Raw genomic sequence first — 15992 nt, 5'->3', positions numbered from 1 at the left:
CGGTCAGGCCTCCGGAACGGCGATCACGACGCTCTTGCTCTCGAGGAACCCGCGCAGTCCCTCTTCGCCGAGATCGCGGCCGAGGCCCGATTCCCCCGTGCCGCCGAACGAGAGGGCGGGGTCGAAGAGGTTGTAGGTGTTGACCCAGACGGTGCCGGCGTCGAGGGCCGCAGCCATCCGGTGCGCGCGGCCGAGGTCGCGCGTCCAGACGCCGGCCGCGAGGCCGTACGCGGTGTCGTTGGCGATGCGGATGGCATCCGCCTCGTCGTCGAAGGGGATCATCCCCACGACCGGGCCGAAGATCTCCTCACGGGCGATGCGCATGTCATTGGTGACGTCCGCGAACAGCGTCGGCTCGACGTAGAACCCGGGCTCGCGCACCCCACCGCCGGCGAGGAGGGTCGCGCCCTCGTCGACACCCGCGCGGATGTACCCGAGCACGCGCTCGCGCTGCTCCTCGGAGACGAGCGGGCCGACCGTGATACCGCCGTCGAGACCGTCGCCGACGGGCACGCGGGCGACCGCCGCCGTCATCCGCTCGGTCATCTCGGCGAGGATCGAGCGCTGCACGAGCAGGCGGCTGCCCGCGGTGCACATCTGCCCGGAGTGTCCGAACGACGCGCGCATGGCGGTGAGGACCGCGGCATCCAGGTCGGCGTCCTCGAACACGATGTTCGGGCTCTTGCCGCCGAGCTCCAGCGTCACGCGCGTGAAGTCGTCCGCGGCGGCGTGGGCGACCAGGCGCCCCACCTCGGTCGAGCCGGTGAAGGTGATCTTCGCGATGCCGGGGTGGGCGGTGAGCGCGGCGCCGACCGACCCGTCGCCGGTGAGGATGCTCACGGTGCCGGCGGGGACGCCCGCCTCCGCCAGGATGCCGCCGAGCCGGAGGAGCGTCAGCGGCGTGTCCTCCGCGGGCTTGGCGACCACCGGGCAGCCCGCGGCGAGCGCCGGGGCGAGCTTGAAGGCGGCCGTCATGATCGGGAAGTTCCACGGCAGGATGATCGCGACCGGCCCGACCGGCTCCTGCAGCGTGTACACGTGGTGCCCGCCGCCGTCGACCGGGATCACCGTGCCGCCCAGGCGCGAGGGCGCCCCGGCGAAGTGTCGGAACGTCCGTGCCGCCATCGCCGTGTCGGCGCGCGAGCGCTCGATGGGCTTGCCGTTGTCGCGCGTCTCGAGAATCGCGAGCGCTTCCAGCCGTTCCTCGATGAGGTCGGCGACGCGGTTCAGGATGCGGGCGCGCTCGAGCGGCGCGAGCCCGCGCCAGCGCCGGTCGGCGTGGGCGTCGACGGCGGTCGCGACCGCGGCGTCCACGTCGGCGGCGGTGGCGTCGGCCACGGTCGTGAGGACCTCGCCGGTGGCGGGGTCGATGACCGCGCGGGCACGGCGGTCGCCGCGCGGCATCCACTCGCCGCCGAGGAGGAACGGCTCGTAGTCCGGCAGGGCGGTGACGGTGGGGCGAAGGCTCATGGGGGTCCTCAGAAGATCTCGAAGTACTCGCGCTGCTCCCAATCGGAGACGTGGCGAAGGTAGCGGGCGAACTCCGCCCGCTTGATGGTCGCGTACCACTCCACCACGACGTCGCCGAGCGCGGCACGGAAGACGTCGTCGGCCTCGAACGCGTCGACGGCGGCCCCGAGGGAGGCCGGCAGCGACGGGGCATCGGTGCGGTACGGGTCGGTGGTCGGCGCGGGCGGGATGAGCCCGCGCTCGATGCCGTCCACGCCGCTGATCAGCTGCGACGCGATGTACAGGTAAGGGTTGGCCGCCGGCTCGCCCGACCGGTTCTCGAGGCGCGTCGCCGGGTCGCCGACCCCGCCGACCGCGCGCACCATCGCGCCCTTGTTGTCGATGCCCCAGGCGATGCGGTCGGGGGCGAGCGAGTTCGGCTGGTAGCGCTTGTAGCCGTTGACCGTCGGGGTCGTGAAGACGGCGGCGCCGCCGGCGTGCGCGAGGAGTCCGCCGAGGTAGGAGGATCCGACGAGCGACAGCGTCGTGCCCGGCGTCTCCGGGACGAACGCCCCGGCGCCGGTGGTGAGGTCGGTGAGCGACTGGTGGAGGTGCCATCCGGTCGACGCGCCGTCGGTGCCCTGCGGGCGCGACATGAAAGTGGCGTGGTAGCCGAGGCCCGCGGCGATGCGGCGTACGGCCGTGCGGCACAGCACGATCGCGTCGGCGATGGCGGCGGCATCCCCGGCCTCCATCGTGATCTCGAACTGGCTGGGTCCGAACTCCAGCTCGATCGAACGCAGCGGAAGGTCCAGCAGCGTGAGCCCGCGGTACAACGCGTCCACGAGCGGCTGCATGCGGTCGAGCCCCTCCTCCAGGAGCAGCTGCGACCCGCGCGTGGTCGGGGCGGTGAGCGAGGCCGCCCCCGGCCGCCCCGGGGTCCCGATGTGCTCGGCGCCGAGCTCGGTGGCGTCGGCACGGAAGACATGGAACTCCAGCTCGGCGCCCACGGTCATGCCGTAGCCGCGCGCGGCGAGGGTGGTCAGTTCGTTGCGGAGGATCGTGCGCGTGCAGAAGGGCACGGGGCTGCCGTCGGGGAAGTGCAGGTCGCACAGGATCCACGCGGTCCCCGGCGCCCACGGCAGCACGCGGAACGTCGTGGGATCGGGCACGAGCACGATGTCGCCCGCGCCGCTGAACCCCGCGACCCCGACGCCCGTCTCGGCGCTGAACACCGAGAAGACCGACTGCCCCGAGGTGTCCTTGAGCAGGAGCGAGCTCGGCGCGGTCACGCCCGAGCGCATCGCGGCGGCGATCCCGCCGCGGGCGATCGTCTTGCCGCGCAGGATGCCGTGCTGGTCGACGAACGAGAAGCGCACCATGTCGATGCCGAGCTCGTCCACGACGCGGCGCATCTGTCCGGCCGCGGCGTAGTGCGCCTCGGTCCACAGGCCGTGGCGGTGGATGAAGCCCTCGCGGTCCTGGGCGAGCATCGGACGGGCGGAGATCCCCCCGCCGCTCTCCGACACCGGGCGCTCGTCGACGTTGCGCTCACGCATCGACGGTCTCCTCGGCGGTCGCCCGGGGAGCCGCCCACGGCGAGGCCGCACGGCGCTCCTGCTCGCGCTGGATCCAGCGTTCCTGCCACGCGTCATTGGCCGAGATCGTGTCCATCGCGAGCGGGCCGGTGAGTTTCGCCGCCTCCTCGGCGCTCACGGGGTGCGACGGCGTCTGCCCCCCGGCGGCGAACGCGTCGATGGCGCGGAGGAGCAGACGACGGTTGGCGGTGACGGCGCGGTCGGAGACGCCGAGCCGCTCGACCGTGCGGTCCTGGATCGGCCCCATGCTCTCGACCGCCCACTGGTCGTGGACGTTGATGTCGAGGCCCATCCCCGTGTAGGTGAGGTCCTTCTGCTCCTGCGGGTCGAAGCCCCAGTTGTTGTCGCGGTTGCGGATCGGCCGGTAGTCCGGCAGCGTCACGCCTTCCAGCCGCTGCTGCAGCAGGGTGTCCTTGTCGGTGACCTCGGCGAAGTCGTACCAGATCATGTACCAGTAGTGGTGCTCGTCGTCGATCGGCACGTGCCACTGCGTGAACACCTTCGTGTTGCCGAAGGGCACCACGAAGGCGTTGGGGAACATGAGGTTCGTGACCCGGACGTGCTTGATGTCGTCGGTGAGCTGCCGCAGCGCGAAGACGCGGAGGCCGTGATCGGCGCTCTCGACCTCGATGTCGGGACGGTAGCTCTCCCCGACGAGCATCGAGAGCTTCTTGCCGGTGCCCTCGACCTCCTCGGCGAACTGCTGCCCGTACATCTCGCGCGGGTCCTCCTGGATGAAGCGGTGCAGGAACGACACGTGGCTCGGGTCGATGCCGCCCTCCAGGCCCTGCAGCCAGTTGCAGTCCCACAGGCCCTTGAACGCGAAGGTGTACTCCTCGGGCGCGACGAAGCAGTCGTAGTCGGGGAAGGGCGGCGGGTCGCCCGCGCCCATGTAGGTGAAGATGATCCCGTTCTTCTCGACGCACGGGTAGTTGGCGATGCGGATCTTGCCGAGGAACTGGCTGTGCTCGGGCTCGGCCGGCTGCTCGACGCACTTGCCCTGCCCGTCGTAGAGCCACCCGTGGTAGAGGCACCGGATGCCGTCCTCCTCGAGGCGGCCGTACGACAGGTCGACGCCGCGGTGGGCGCAGTACCGGCTGATGAGCCCCCAGCCTTCGCGCTTCTTGAACAGCACGAGGTCTTCGCTCATGATGCGGACGGCCTTGACCGGCCGCTCGCCCGGCATCTCCGACACGAGCGCGGCCGGCTGCCAGTACGAGCGCAGGAGGTTGCCGAGCGGGGTGCCCGGCCCGGAGCGGGTGATCTTCTCGTTGTCTTCCTGCTTCAGCATCGCCGTCGCCTCTCGTGGTCGGTTTCCGTGTGGGTTCCAGGCGGGTCAGGCCTGGAGGACGAGGAGGGGGCACGCCGACCGCGAGACGCACACCATCATGCAGTCGTTCGCGGCGCGCTCCTGGGCGGTGAGGACGAAGTCGCGGTGCTCGACCTCGCCCTCGAGGACGCCCGTCTCGCAGCTGCCGCAGATGCCCTCTTCGCAGTCGGTGAGCACGTCGACACCGGCCTCGCGGAGCACCTCGAGCACGCTCTGCTCGGGCTCGACTGTGACCTCTACGCCGGTGAGCGCGAGACGCACCGAGAACGGCCCGCCCGGTTCGTACTCCACGACGGGGGCGGTGAAGTACTCCAGGTGCAGTCGACCGGATGCCTCGGGCACGAGGCGCACGACCTCTTCGAGCATCCGTGCCGGACCGCAGGCGTATACGGCGGCGTTCGGGTGCGCCGCGAGCTCGGCCTCGAGGTCGGCCCGCACACCCTCGTCGCGCGCGACGACGTCGACCGCACCGCCGGGGAACTCCGCGAGCGCGTCGAGGAACGCCATCCGGGTGCGGGAGGCCCCGAGGTACAGCACCCGCCATGGCACGCCCGCCGCGGCGGCGGCGCGCACCATGGACAGAACCGGCGTGATGCCGATGCCGCCGGCGAGGAACACGTACTCGTCGGCGGGTTCGAGGCCGAAATGGTTGCGGGGACCGCGGAGCGACACGACATCACCCGGACGGAGTCGCTCGTGCACGGCCCGGGAGCCGCCACGGCTCTGCTCCTCGCGCAGGACGGCGATGCGATAGCGCGCCGAGCCCGGCTCGCCGCACAGCGAGTACTGCCGCACGGGGGCGCCGGGGAGGGCGAGGTCGATGTGGGCGCCGGGCGTCCATTCGGGGAGCGGGCCGTCCACCCCCTCGAGCTCGACCGACATCACATCGGCCGTCTCGAGCGTCAAGGAGCGCACACGGGCGCGGAGCTCGGCGGCATCCTCTCGGGTGGTCATGTTTGGATCCTAACAGATACATATTGGATCCCGAATCAACTACTTGGGAGCCAGTACCGCGTGGATTGCGTGGCATCCGTCAGCCGTTCTGCTAAGTTCGCACCTCGTGGGATCGCGACCACGATCGACCGAGAGGGGCAGCATGGCCGCACGGGGGGACACCGAGATCTCGGCCGCCGGGGGACACGCCCTCGTCGATGAGATCGCCGCCAAGATCCGCGAACGGATCATGTCCGGCGACATTCCGATCGGCGCCCAGCTGCGCCAGGCGGAACTCGCGAGCGACTTCGGCGTCAGCCGCACCCCGGTGCGCGAAGCCCTGCGCCAGCTCCAGACCGGCGGTCTCATCGAGGTGCTGCCCAACCGGGGCGCCGTCGTGCGTGTGCCCGCGCCGTGGGAGGTGCGCGAGGCCTACGAGGTCCGCGCCGAACTCGAGGCCCTCGCCGCCGCCCGCGCCGTCGAGCGCATCTCGCGCGGCGACATCACGCGGCTGCGCGAAGCGAACCAGGACATGTACGACCGCTCGGTCGAGCGCGAGCGCGGGCAGGGCGACCCCGCCCTCGCCAGCCGCCGCGAGAACGATGTCTTCCACAACACGATCGCGCAGGTCTCCGCCAACGCACGGCTCGCCCGCGCGATCGAGGAGATCAACGAGACCTTCCCCCGCAACGTCTCGGCGCAGTTGCTCGTCGGTGACGACCGCCACCGCGAGGAGAACTTCCAGGAGCACGTGCGGATCATGGAGGCGATCGAGCGCGGCGACGCCGAGGCCGCCCGCCGCGAGATGCGCGAGCACGTCCTGAAGGCCGGCGAGCAGCTCGCCCGTTGGTACGAGCGCCGCTCCGCGACGGTGTTCACCGGCTGACGCACGTGGCTCGCGTCTGTCAGATCAGGCTGGCAAGAGCCCCGCGCACTACCCGCGCCGCTTCCTCCGGCCCCACCTGTGGCACGCACTGATGCCCGAGCGCGGCGGCCCACCCTGCATCCGTAGGCAGCCGGGCGAAAGATACCTGCGACGCACTCGTATAGGGCCCAAGCTTTCCGAAAAGGTCCACGGCGTCGCGGTCGATCTTGCCGGCATCCCCCAGCGCCCATAGATCGTAGAGGTCGCGCGGCGCTCCACGCTCGGTCCAGGCCGCCAGTTTCGCCGCGACGAACGCCGCTGCCGTCAGCACACGGAGACGAGCGGGTGGCGCGTCACTGTACCTCTGCTCGATATCTACGACTTCCGTCGGCCACGCGGGATACCCCTGTGCGGAGAGAAGCTGAAGACGAATACGGACGCCGCCCACCTCCATCACGGAGGACTCGGAGTGGATGGTGTCGCTGATGGTTGGAGTGAACGTCGGCGTTCCGAACGCGCGCCGCAGCCCCCTAGCAAGGGCCGCCTCGATTCTGTCGCCGATCTCGGCGCGCGGCCCGAAGGCGATGAGGTCGATGTCCTCCGAGAGCCGGAGATCTGGCAGATGTGTACGCGCGAGCGCGGTGCCCCCGAAGAACACCAGATCATCCGTGGACACCATGGCGATCGCCGCGAGGGCGTGGGAGACGACGTGATCGCGCACGACCTGCTCCGCAGCGACACCGAATTGAGCCTCGACCTTTGCGCGATCGTGCTCGTCGAGGACGCCCGGCGTGACGCGAGTCGCGCGGCTTCTCGGCTTCCGGTCGTTCTGCCTTTCCACCATCACTGCCCTCGCGTTTCCATCTCGTCGAGAGCCCCGCGCACGGCAGCGTTTGCGCGACCGAACGTGTCGATAACCCGCCGCAGCTCCGCCGGCCCGACCTGCTCGCGAAGATGACGTGCCGCGGCGAGGGCCTCATCGGGCATGCCTCCCTGGCCCGGCTTCATCAGAAGGTCGTACAGCGTCTGCGCCGGCGTCGTCACCAGGGCACGTCCGAGTTCGTTCTGCTCCGCGACGGCGTCGAGACGCTCGACATCCCGTGGGATCAGGTGAACCATGCCCCCGCCGTCGAGGGTCACGGGAGGTCGTCCGGCTTCCGGGATCGCAACGGTCGTCACACCGATAGCTCGAGGGATAGCCGCCCAGTGACGCGCGGCACCAAGCCCCATGAGTACGGCGTTGCGGTTGCCGAATCGCGCAGTCGCCACAGCCAGCCCCCCCACTTCCAGAGTGGGGCGCCACTGACGACCATCGCGCCCCTCCGGGGGTGCCGCGTAAACGCCTTTGGCGAGACGAACCAACGCCCCGCGGTCGGCGAGTCGAGCGATTGTGCGGCGCGCGTGGGCGAGGTCCGCTTCCAGGTCCTGGGGCCGCACCGTCCGCAGCGGCGCACGTTCGATTGCACGTAGCGCGTCAACATCGTTGACCATCGGATCCACCCCTCTTACTGAGATTAGCGTGACAGCTAGTGTCACGCCAGTCTCAGTAAGTCCGCAAAACAGCGGAAACCACGGATCGTTCAGCCCGCGCGGCGCTTCTCAGCCGACCACCAGCGGCGCCGCCATCAGCACCGCCGACACGCCCATCGCGAGCGGCGGCAGCCGCGTGATGAGCGGCCGATCGCGGTGCGCCGTGACGAACAGCACCACACCCCCGACGGCGTACGCGGCCACCCCGACGAGGGTGAGGGCCACGAGCGGCATAGCACCCGAACCGTGATGCGACGAGCCGGGGGATGCGGGGACGTGCGCCGCCAGCAGAAGGGACGCCATGAGCACGGCGCCGAGGGCGTCGAACGCCCGCATCCGCCGATCCTTTCCACGCCGCGTGCGTCCCGGAGCCACGGCCACGAGCGCGGCCAGAAGGAGCGCCGCCGCCCAGAACACCGCCGGCACCCGGCCTCCCCCCAGCACCATGTCGCCCATCGCGAGCAGCATGAGCGCCGCGATGAGCAGCTCCCGCACGCGTGCGGCGGGACGGTCGGCGGCGACGCAGCACGCGCCCGCCGCCGCCGTCACCAGCGCACCGACGTGCAGGACCTCCCCCATCAGTGGCAGGAGTGCTCGTGCCCGCCGGCGTCGTGCCCGTGGAGCGCGTGCCCCTCGGCCACCGCGCCCCCGGCACCGGGCGTCGGCGCGTGGCAGTGGTCGCCGCCCGAGGACGGCGGCAGGTCGAGCGACGGGTTGCGCGTGAAGAAGCCGTCGGGTTCGAACCGCAGGCCGATGCGGTGCACCGGCATGATGGGCCACTCCTCGGGCTTCGGGTAGTGGTGCACGCCGACGATCGGCCACAGCACGAGCTCGGCGCCGTCGAGCGGACGGTCGGCCTGCTGCCACGCCGTGATGCCCTCGGCCTCGAGCGGTGCCTGGTTCGGGTAGTCGCCCGTGATGAAGCGCTCGTTCGGGTCGTACGCGGTGGCCCACAGATGCTTCGAGACGAAGGGCGCCTTGCGCGCGACGATGCTGCCGGGCTTCGCGAACAGACGCGTGGTGTGCATCGCCGACAGCCGGTAGGCGGTGTTCTCGCCGAAGCGGTTGGTGCGCTCGGTGTTCTCGACCCGCCAGTGCACCGCGCGCGACGCGTCGGCCATGCGCCCGGCATCCTTCTCCGACGCGATGACCTCCGACACCATCTTCACGGCGTTGCCCCAGGGGTTGAGCTCTTCGTCCTCCTCGACCTCGGCGTGCACCTCGACCAGGCGGTTCTTCGGGCCGTCGATCGCGGTGTCCATGCGCACGGCGAAGTAGTGCTGGTGCGTGGGCGCCTGGACGTTCGGGCTGACCATACGGCCGAACGCCGGCATCTTGCCGTCGTCGATGCCCGACACCGACAGGATGCCGGTGAGCTTGATCTCCAGTTCGATGGAGCCGTCCTGGTACAGCGACCAGTAGAAGCCGTAGTCGTAGTTCGCCACGGTCGCGAAGAACGAGATCACCAGGCACCGCGAGCGGCGGACGTCGGCCTCGCCCGTGCGGGTGTTGACGTGCTTCCAGAGGATGGACGAGTCCTCCTCGTGCAGGCACACGCCGTTCGTGATGGTCTGGGCCTCGCCCGTCCCGTCGAGCACGTGGGCGTCGAAGTAGTGGATCTCGCCGAGGCAGTCGCATCCGAGTTCGAGGGATGCCGTGAGGGGGCCGGCCCCGTACTCGCCCCAGTCGAAGAAGTTCTTGCGGTACGCCGTGGGGTCGGAGTCGAGGTACGGCACGTACATCTCGTTCACCGCGGCGCGGCGGAGGACGGGACGCTCGACATCGCCGTCGCGGTACGCGATGTCGTGCAGGACGAGCCCCTCACGGTGCGTGAAGCCGATGCGGAACGACCAGTTCTGCCACGTGACCTTGTGGCCCTCGACGGTGAAGCCGGGACCCTCGGGCTGCGTGATCTCCAGCGGGGCGACGTGACGGTCGGGACCCCACGTGCCCGAGCGGTAGTTGCCGCCCTCGCTGGCCATCGGGATGACGCCGTGGTCCTCGAGGCGGATGATGTCGAGCGTCTCGAGGTCGAGGATCGGCACGAGACCCGCGACGGGACGCGCGTAGCCGTTGTCGTCGGCGCTCTCGCGGTACCAGACGGTCCCCCACGACAGTCGACGGTCGGCGAGGTCCTCGGGCTCGAAGCCCGTGATCGACTCGGGGTCCACCCACACGTGCGTGGTGTCGGTGATGCCGCGCTTGGCCAGGGCCTCCTTGAGAAGGGGGTGCTCGCGGGCGGCGCGGGCGATCGCGCGCGCCTCGTCGCTCGAGACGCCGGGGCGCTTGGCATCCACCGGGCTCCAGGATGCCAGCGACGCCTCGGCGCGATCCGTGCCCGAGGTCCAGCCGGTGACCTCCCACGCGGCGTGCGCCGCGGGGTTCATCACGATCAGGCGCACGGGGCGCCCCTGGCCGGGCGCGAGGCTGCGGGCGAGGCCCTCCTCGACGGCGATGCCCCAGAAGCGGGGTTCGGCGCCGATGCGTTCGTCCGCGCGCACGAGCGCGGTGATCTCGACGATCTCGCTCGGGGTGAGGGGGTCGCTCCAGTGCCGGTCGGCGGTCATCGGTTCTCCTTGGTGCGGTGGGACGGGTGGGGCTGTGGGATCAGGATGCCGGAAGGAGCACGGCGACACCGTCGGCGCGGGGATCGCTCGCGGCGTCGCGCACGCCGGCGGCGCCGACACGGCGCACCAGCTGGACGTGTCCGGCTTCGTCGGCGGGCCCGGGGAAGACGGCGACACCGAGGTCGAGGGAGTCCGCCCGTTCGATCACCTCGGGATCGACCCCGGGCTCGGTCACGAGCGTCAGACGGTCGTGGCCGAGGTCGCGGTCGCCGATGACCCAGCGCGGGCGACCGAGCAGTTCGTCGAGATCGGTGGCGGGATCGGTGGCGTCGGGAAGCAGCTGTGCGAGGATCCAGGGCTGCGCGCGACCGCCCTGGCATCCGGCCACCACTGTCACGTCACCGCGGTCGACGATCGCCGGGGCGAGGGTGTGGGGCGGGCGGGCGCCGGGGCGGATCGCGGCCGGCGAGGCCGGGTCGATCGAGAACGCCCCGCCGCGGTTGTGGAGCAGGATGCCGGTCGTGGGATCCAGCAATCCGGAACCGAAGGTCTGGTAGACGCTCTGCACGATCGTGACGGCGAACCCGTCGTCGTCGATCGCGACCACCGCGGCGGTGTCGCCCTGCGGGCGCGGCTCGCCCGGGCCGGTGAGCGGAGGCGCGTCGAGGGTCAGCAACGCGTCGAGGTCGACCGGGCCCGCGGCGGGGTCGCCGAGGTGGGCCCCGCGCGCCCGCGCACCGCGCACGCTCGCCTCCAGCAGCTCCGCGGCGCCCGGCTCGCGCGCGCTCGCCGCGGCGACGCCGACGAGGATCGCGCCCACCGACGGCGGCGGGGCGACGCTGTACTCCGCGTCGCCGATCGTGCGGGTCAGGGCGGGGACGACCTCGGGGCCGTACCCGGCGAAGTCCTCCTCCGTGTGGGTGCCGCCGTGCTCCCGCAGCGTGCGGACGAGGGAGCGGGCGATCTCTCCGTCGTAGAAGTCGCGCGGGTCGACCGCCAGGCGGCGGAGCGAATCCGCGAGCGCGGGCTGGACGAGCACGTCCCCCTCGGCGAGCAGCGCGTCGGTCCGCGTGAACACCGCCCGCAGCCCGGGGTCGGCGTGGATCGCGTCGGCGCGGGAGACCAGGGCGCGCGCCAGACCCGCACTGACCGGCGTGCCGGTCTCCGCGACCTCGGCGGCTTCCGCCAGCGCCCGGGACACCGGCAGGACCGCGCCGAGCCCGGCGATCGCCATCCACCCGGCGACCATGCCCGGCACGGTCACCGAGCCCGCTCCGGCGCGCGGCACCTCGGTCCAGGCGGCCGCGGCTTCGGCCACGGCGGCCGGCGCGGTGCCGGCGGCGACGACGGCGGTCGTGGAGCCGTCCGGTCGGCGCACCAGGGCGATGACGTCGCCACCGATGGCGCACTGATGCGGGTAGACGACGGTGAGCATGGCGGCCGCGGCGAGCGCGGCATCCAGGGCGTTGCCTCCCGCGGCGATCGCGGAACGCCCCGCGGCGACGGCGGCGGCGTGGGGGGCGGCGAGGGCGATGGTCATGTCAGAGTCCTCGGCGAGCGGTCGAGACGAAGTCCAGGTCGGGGCGGGCGATGCCCGTCGCGAGGTCCGCGACGGCGTCGCCGATCGCGGGCCCGAACTTGAACCCGTGCCCCGAGCACGCCGAGACCGCGATGACCTCGGGGGCGTCGGCGAACGGTCCGATGACGAAGCGCTTGTCCTCGGTCATCGTGTACAGGCACGCGGCCGCCTCGACGGGGGCGGTGTCCAGGCCCGGCACGAACGAGTGCAGCAGGTCGCGCAGCGCCTTGACCTCGGCGGGGGTGGGCGGGGCGACGGGGGTCTCGGGGTCCCAGACCTCTCCGGCATCCACCCCGAGCTTCACGCCGTTGCCGGCGGCATCCGGGATGCCGAAGACGAGGCCTTCTGCGCGGTCCACCGAGAACGCCCCGAGCGCCGGCGGCATCCCGGCGGGTTGCCCGGCGCGCACGGTGACGGTGAGGATGCGCCACACCTCGAGGAGGCCCGAGAGCTGCGGCAGCAGGCGGTCGGTCCATGAGCCTCCGGCGACCACCAGCCGCGCGGCGCGGACGACACCGCGGTCGGTGCGGACCTCGACGCCCTCCGCGATCGTGTCCCAGCCGAGCACGCGCTCGCCGTCGCGGAGATCGGCGCCCCCGGCGAGAGCGAGCCGACGCAGTGCGACCAGTGCGCCTTCGGCCTCCAGCACGCCCGCCGACGGGTCGTACACGGCGCGGTACCCCTCGGGCACGACGAACCCGGGCATGAGGGCCGCCATCTCGTCGCGGTCGTCGACCAGGACGCAGTCGGGTCCCTGCAGCTGGGATGCGCCCTCGTGGGCGTACAGACCGCCCGTGCGATGCAGGAGCGTCTCCCCCGACGCGCGTTCGAGCGCGTCCCAGGCGTCGAAGGCCTTCTCGACGAGCGGGTTCCACACCGGGTTCGGATACGCGCGGCGGATCATGCGGGTGGCCCCGTGCGAGGAACCGCGGGAGTGCCCGGCGGCGAAGCGGTCGATCCCGACCACGCGCGCACCCCGGCGCGCGAGCGAGGCGACGGTGGACATTCCGTGGATGCCGAGCCCGAGCACGACGACGTCCGCCGAGACGACCGCGGTCATCGGATGATCCCGGTGGCGATCGCCGCGACCCCGTCGACGAGGGCGGACAGGTCGGTGTCGTCGTTGTACACGTGCGGCGAGGCTCGGACGACGCTCTGCACGCCCCGGTCGCCCAGGTCCCACTGTCCGTGCGTCGCCGGCACCGAGACGACACGGACGCCGCGGCGCGCGAGCTCGACGACCGCGTCGGCGGATGCCACGCCCTCGATGACGAAGGTCACGATGGCCGAGCGGGTTCCCGCGGGATCCGCGAGCGTGACGCCGTCGAGGTCGCCGAGCGCCTCGCGGAGCCGTCGACCGGCGTCCACGAGCCACGCCTCGGTCGCGGGGATGCCGCGTTCGGCGGCCTCGTCCAGCGCGGCGCCGAGCCCGAGGCGCGCGGCGATCGCGCCCTCCCACGTCTCGTACCGCCGTGCCGAGGCGTCGAGCTCCCAGTCGGATCCCGTCGTCCAGCGCGCACCCCGGACGTCGGGCGCGGCCGGCAGCAGACGCTCGCGGAGGGTGTCGCGCACGTACGCGAACCCCGTGCCGCGGGGGGCGCGGAGGAACTTCCGTCCGGTGGTGACCATGACGTCGCACCCGATCTCGGCGACGTCCACCGCCAGATGACCGACCGACTGCGTGGCGTCGAGGATGTAGGTCCCGCCGTGGCGCTGCACGACCGCCCCGATCTGGGCGGCCGGCTCCACGAGGCCCGACGACGTGGGCACATGGGCGACCGTCACGATCGAGGGCACCCCGTCGGACAGCAGGGCGTCGAGGGCGGCGACGTCGACGCGGCGGCGCTCGTCGTAGGGGGCGATCACGAGGTCGATCCCCTGCTCGCGGGCGAGGCTCATGAGGTGCAGCGCGTGGCTGACGTACGTGCTGCTGGAGGCGACGATGCGCTGCCCCCGGGTGGGACGGAGCGCATCGAGCATGACCCGGAGCCCGGTGGATGCACTGTCGAACAGGGCGATCTCACTCGGATCGGCGCCGACGAGGCCGGCGGCCGAGGCGTACACCGCGTCGAGGTGGACGCGTCGCTCGGCGGCGGCCTCGTAGCCGCCCTTCGCCTCTTCCCGGCGGAGATGATCGACGACCGTGGCGACCACGCGGTGAGACGGGAGCGCGGCGCCCGCGGCGTTGAAGTGGCTCGCGAGCGTCGACCCCGTGGTGCGTTCGCGCTCGGCGGCGACGTCGATGGAGGATCCGTCCGCGGTGCGCGCGGATGCCGAGGCCGGTGCGGCGTCTGCGATGGGGAGCGGGTTCATGGGGGACGGGTTACCTCCGAGTAGGATCCAAACATACTACATGTGGATCCAATCTGGGATTCCCGCTCCCGGAGGTGCCGTGTCCCGCATGATCGCCTACGTCGGCCGCGAGCCGATCGACGTCCCCGCCGCCCTCGGCGACGACACCCTGGCATCCTTCGCCGCGCTCTCCCGCCTGCACGCCGACGGGTGGGGAGCCGCCTGGCGCACGCGCGCGGGCGTCTCGGCCCGGGTCGTCGCCGGCCGGCCCGCCCGGCGGGGGGATCTCGCCGCGGCGGTGCCCGCCCCCTCGACCGCGGCGCTGCTCTACCTGCGGTTCGGCAGTGCCGGAAGCGGCGCCGGCGAGGCGGAGGCGCAGCCCTTCCTGCGCGGCGACCGGGCGTTCCAGCACAACGGCGCGCTGTCACCGCCCGATCTGCTGCGCGCAAAGCTCACCGACGGCGAGCGCGGCGGCCTGCGCGGGGGCAACGACAGCGAGCTGTACTTCGCGTTCCTCCGTCGCGCGCTCGCTCCCGGCGCGACCGTCGACCCCACGCGGATCGCGGATGCCGTGGCCACGGTCCGCGCGCTGTACCCGGAGGCGTGCCTCAACGCTCTCCTCCTCACCCCGACGGCGCTCGTCGCCGTGCACTCCTCGGCCTCGCGGCCCGCCCCGCGCGCCGCGTTCGCCGCCCGGGGATTCGCCGAGGCCGATCTGCCCCCGGGCCACGGCGACGGCTACAACGTCCTCTTCACCCGCCGCGCCGAGTCGGGGGCGCGGCTCGTGGCGACGACCGGCATCCCCCTGGCGGGCTGGATGCCCCTCCCCACCGACACGGTCTCCCTGCTGACCCCCGACTCCCTGGCATCCGTCCCTCTCCCCCGCGTCGCGAGCGCGTGAAGGGGGACCGGGATACCGTTGAACGCATGGCACGGATGCGGGTGGAACCGGACGATGCACCGTCGGCGCGCCTGTCCGACGGGGCGATCGCGCGGGTGACCGCCTCGACCTTCGTGTCGGGATCGGAGCTGGTCGTCGACGGCACGCCGCAGTCGCACGTCGACCTCGATGACCCGACGCACCTGCACTTCGAGTACGTCACGCGCATGGGCGCGGTCATCGACAGACTCCGGATGCCGGGACAGCCCCTGACCGCGGTGCACCTGGGCGCGGGCGCACTGACGCTCCCCCGCTACGTCGAGGCGACGCGGCCGGGATCGCGACAACAGGTCATCGAGCTGGAACCGGCGCTGTGGGACCTCGTCCGCGAGAACCTTCCCCTCCCCCGCGGCGCCGCCATCCGCGTGCGCATCGGCGACGCCCGTGCCGGGCTCGGGCGCCTGCCCGCTGGACTGCACGGCGCCGTCGACCTGCTGGTGAGCGACGTGTACTCGGGCGCGCAGACCCCCGCGCACCTGACGACGGTGGAGTTCTACCGCGAAGCGGCGTCCCTCCTCGCCCCCGACGGCGTCCTGCTGGTCAACGTCTCGGACGGCCCCGGGCTCGCGTTCGCGCGACGTCAGGTGGCGACCGTGCGCGAGGTCCTGCCCGAGGTCATCGTGCTCGCCGAGGTGCAGGTGCTCAAGGGCCGGCGGTTCGGCAACCTCGTCGTCGCGGCCTCCGCGGCACCCCTCCCGGTGGAGTGGCTGCCGCGGCTCATGGCGGCGGGTCCGCACCCCGCGAAGGTCGCCCAGGGGGCCGAGATCGACGAGTTCGTCCGCGGCGCACGTCCGGCGACGGATGCCGACGCGACGCCGTCGCCGAAGCCCTCGGCATCCATCTTCGATCGGTGAGCGCCCGGGTCACGACCGGTTCGCGACCGGACGGTGTGGCGTTGCGGCTCCGGTC

General features: G+C 72.2%; 14 protein-coding genes. 3 read left to right on the top strand and 11 right to left on the bottom strand.

Features of this window, described 5'->3' with window-relative positions:
• Window positions 1-3: 3 nt before the first annotated feature.
• The 4 genes from BGO45_RS15335 to BGO45_RS15320 are packed head-to-tail and all read right to left on the bottom strand — an operon-like array spanning window position 4 to window position 5331.
• The gene (locus BGO45_RS15335) at window positions 4-1470 is read right to left on the bottom strand and encodes an aldehyde dehydrogenase family protein (RefSeq protein WP_292695803.1); all 1467 of its coding nucleotides are present in this window, start codon (window positions 1468-1470) and stop codon (window positions 4-6) included.
• A gap of 8 nt (window positions 1471-1478) precedes the next feature.
• A complete protein-coding gene (locus BGO45_RS15330; protein ID WP_292695800.1) occupies window positions 1479-3008 on the bottom strand; it encodes a glutamine synthetase family protein in 1530 nt (509 codons plus the stop codon).
• A complete protein-coding gene (locus tag BGO45_RS15325; RefSeq protein ID WP_292695797.1) occupies window positions 3001-4338 on the bottom strand; it encodes a Rieske 2Fe-2S domain-containing protein in 1338 nt (445 codons plus the stop codon). Before BGO45_RS15325 ends, BGO45_RS15330 begins: the two co-directional genes overlap by 8 nt.
• A gap of 45 nt (window positions 4339-4383) precedes the next feature.
• Window positions 4384-5331 carry a PDR/VanB family oxidoreductase gene (locus tag BGO45_RS15320; protein ID WP_292695794.1) on the bottom strand — a complete coding sequence of 316 codons (948 nt, stop codon included), beginning with the start codon at window positions 5329-5331 and terminating at the stop codon, window positions 4384-4386.
• A 142-nt stretch (window positions 5332-5473) separates the two neighbouring features.
• Here BGO45_RS15320 and BGO45_RS15315 point away from each other — a divergent pair, with 142 nt between their 5' ends.
• Window positions 5474-6196: a GntR family transcriptional regulator gene (locus tag BGO45_RS15315; RefSeq protein WP_076491478.1), complete on the top strand. Its 723-nt coding sequence runs from the start codon at window positions 5474-5476 to the stop codon at window positions 6194-6196.
• 19 nt (window positions 6197-6215) lie between these two features.
• Here the strand turns inward: BGO45_RS15315 and BGO45_RS15310 are convergent, their stop codons facing one another.
• The 7 genes from BGO45_RS15310 to BGO45_RS15280 all read right to left on the bottom strand — a co-directional run bounded on the left by BGO45_RS15310 (window position 6216) and on the right by BGO45_RS15280 (window position 14164).
• Complete coding sequence (locus BGO45_RS15310; protein WP_292695791.1) at window positions 6216-7019, bottom strand: nucleotidyl transferase AbiEii/AbiGii toxin family protein; 804 nt, start codon at window positions 7017-7019, stop codon at window positions 6216-6218.
• Window positions 7019-7666 carry a type IV toxin-antitoxin system AbiEi family antitoxin domain-containing protein gene (locus BGO45_RS15305; RefSeq protein ID WP_292695931.1) on the bottom strand — a complete coding sequence of 216 codons (648 nt, stop codon included), beginning with the start codon at window positions 7664-7666 and terminating at the stop codon, window positions 7019-7021. The genes BGO45_RS15310 and BGO45_RS15305 overlap by 1 nt, the downstream gene beginning before the upstream one ends.
• 108 nt (window positions 7667-7774) lie before the next feature.
• On the bottom strand, window positions 7775-8284 hold the full coding sequence (locus BGO45_RS15300; protein ID WP_292695789.1) for a hypothetical protein: 510 nt from the start codon (window positions 8282-8284) through the stop codon (window positions 7775-7777).
• Window positions 8284-10272, bottom strand: a complete 1989-nt coding sequence (locus BGO45_RS15295; protein WP_292695786.1) for a primary-amine oxidase — start codon at window positions 10270-10272, stop codon at window positions 8284-8286. The genes BGO45_RS15300 and BGO45_RS15295 overlap by 1 nt, the downstream gene beginning before the upstream one ends.
• A 40-nt stretch (window positions 10273-10312) precedes the next feature.
• Complete coding sequence (locus BGO45_RS15290) at window positions 10313-11812, bottom strand: gamma-glutamyltransferase (protein WP_292695783.1); 1500 nt, start codon at window positions 11810-11812, stop codon at window positions 10313-10315.
• A gap of 1 nt (window position 11813) precedes the next feature.
• On the bottom strand, window positions 11814-12911 hold the full coding sequence (gene solA / locus BGO45_RS15285) for an N-methyl-L-tryptophan oxidase (RefSeq protein WP_292695781.1): 1098 nt from the start codon (window positions 12909-12911) through the stop codon (window positions 11814-11816).
• Window positions 12908-14164, bottom strand: coding sequence for an aminotransferase class V-fold PLP-dependent enzyme (locus BGO45_RS15280; RefSeq protein WP_292695780.1), 1257 nt, complete (start codon window positions 14162-14164; stop codon window positions 12908-12910). The genes solA and BGO45_RS15280 overlap by 4 nt, the downstream gene beginning before the upstream one ends.
• Window positions 14165-14243: 79 nt before the next feature.
• Here BGO45_RS15280 and BGO45_RS15275 point away from each other — a divergent pair, with 79 nt between their 5' ends.
• Window positions 14244-15044, top strand: a complete 801-nt coding sequence (locus tag BGO45_RS15275) for a class II glutamine amidotransferase (RefSeq protein WP_292695778.1) — start codon at window positions 14244-14246, stop codon at window positions 15042-15044.
• A 26-nt stretch (window positions 15045-15070) separates the two neighbouring features.
• Window positions 15071-15937, top strand: coding sequence for a spermidine synthase (locus BGO45_RS15270; RefSeq protein WP_076491502.1), 867 nt, complete (start codon window positions 15071-15073; stop codon window positions 15935-15937).
• Window positions 15938-15992: the final 55 nt, after the last annotated feature.

Source organism: Microbacterium sp. 71-36, from assembly GCF_001898305.1.
Classification (GTDB): Bacteria; Actinomycetota; Actinomycetes; order Actinomycetales; family Microbacteriaceae; genus Microbacterium.
The sequence above is the reverse complement of the archived record's forward strand: the minus strand, read 5'-3'. Positions and strand labels throughout refer to the sequence as shown.

What these genes read in the sequence shown, in the direction of transcription:
- BGO45_RS15335 (WP_292695803.1), bottom strand. Translation starts at nt 1,470, where the DNA reads ATGAGCCTTCGCCCCACCGTCACCGCCCTGCCGGACTACGAGCCGTTC.
- BGO45_RS15330 (WP_292695800.1), bottom strand. Translation starts at nt 3,008, where the DNA reads ATGCGTGAGCGCAACGTCGACGAGCGCCCGGTGTCGGAGAGCGGCGGG.
- BGO45_RS15325 (WP_292695797.1), bottom strand. Translation starts at nt 4,338, where the DNA reads ATGCTGAAGCAGGAAGACAACGAGAAGATCACCCGCTCCGGGCCGGGC.
- BGO45_RS15320 (WP_292695794.1), bottom strand. Translation starts at nt 5,331, where the DNA reads ATGACCACCCGAGAGGATGCCGCCGAGCTCCGCGCCCGTGTGCGCTCC.
- BGO45_RS15315 (WP_076491478.1), top strand. Translation starts at nt 5,474, where the DNA reads ATGGCCGCACGGGGGGACACCGAGATCTCGGCCGCCGGGGGACACGCC.
- BGO45_RS15310 (WP_292695791.1), bottom strand. Translation starts at nt 7,019, where the DNA reads ATGGTGGAAAGGCAGAACGACCGGAAGCCGAGAAGCCGCGCGACTCGC.
- BGO45_RS15305 (WP_292695931.1), bottom strand. Translation starts at nt 7,666, where the DNA reads ATGGTCAACGATGTTGACGCGCTACGTGCAATCGAACGTGCGCCGCTG.
- BGO45_RS15300 (WP_292695789.1), bottom strand. Translation starts at nt 8,284, where the DNA reads ATGGGGGAGGTCCTGCACGTCGGTGCGCTGGTGACGGCGGCGGCGGGC.
- BGO45_RS15295 (WP_292695786.1), bottom strand. Translation starts at nt 10,272, where the DNA reads ATGACCGCCGACCGGCACTGGAGCGACCCCCTCACCCCGAGCGAGATC.
- BGO45_RS15290 (WP_292695783.1), bottom strand. Translation starts at nt 11,812, where the DNA reads ATGACCATCGCCCTCGCCGCCCCCCACGCCGCCGCCGTCGCCGCGGGG.
- solA (WP_292695781.1), bottom strand. Translation starts at nt 12,911, where the DNA reads ATGACCGCGGTCGTCTCGGCGGACGTCGTCGTGCTCGGGCTCGGCATC.
- BGO45_RS15280 (WP_292695780.1), bottom strand. Translation starts at nt 14,164, where the DNA reads ATGAACCCGCTCCCCATCGCAGACGCCGCACCGGCCTCGGCATCCGCG.
- BGO45_RS15270 (WP_076491502.1), top strand. Translation starts at nt 15,071, where the DNA reads ATGGCACGGATGCGGGTGGAACCGGACGATGCACCGTCGGCGCGCCTG.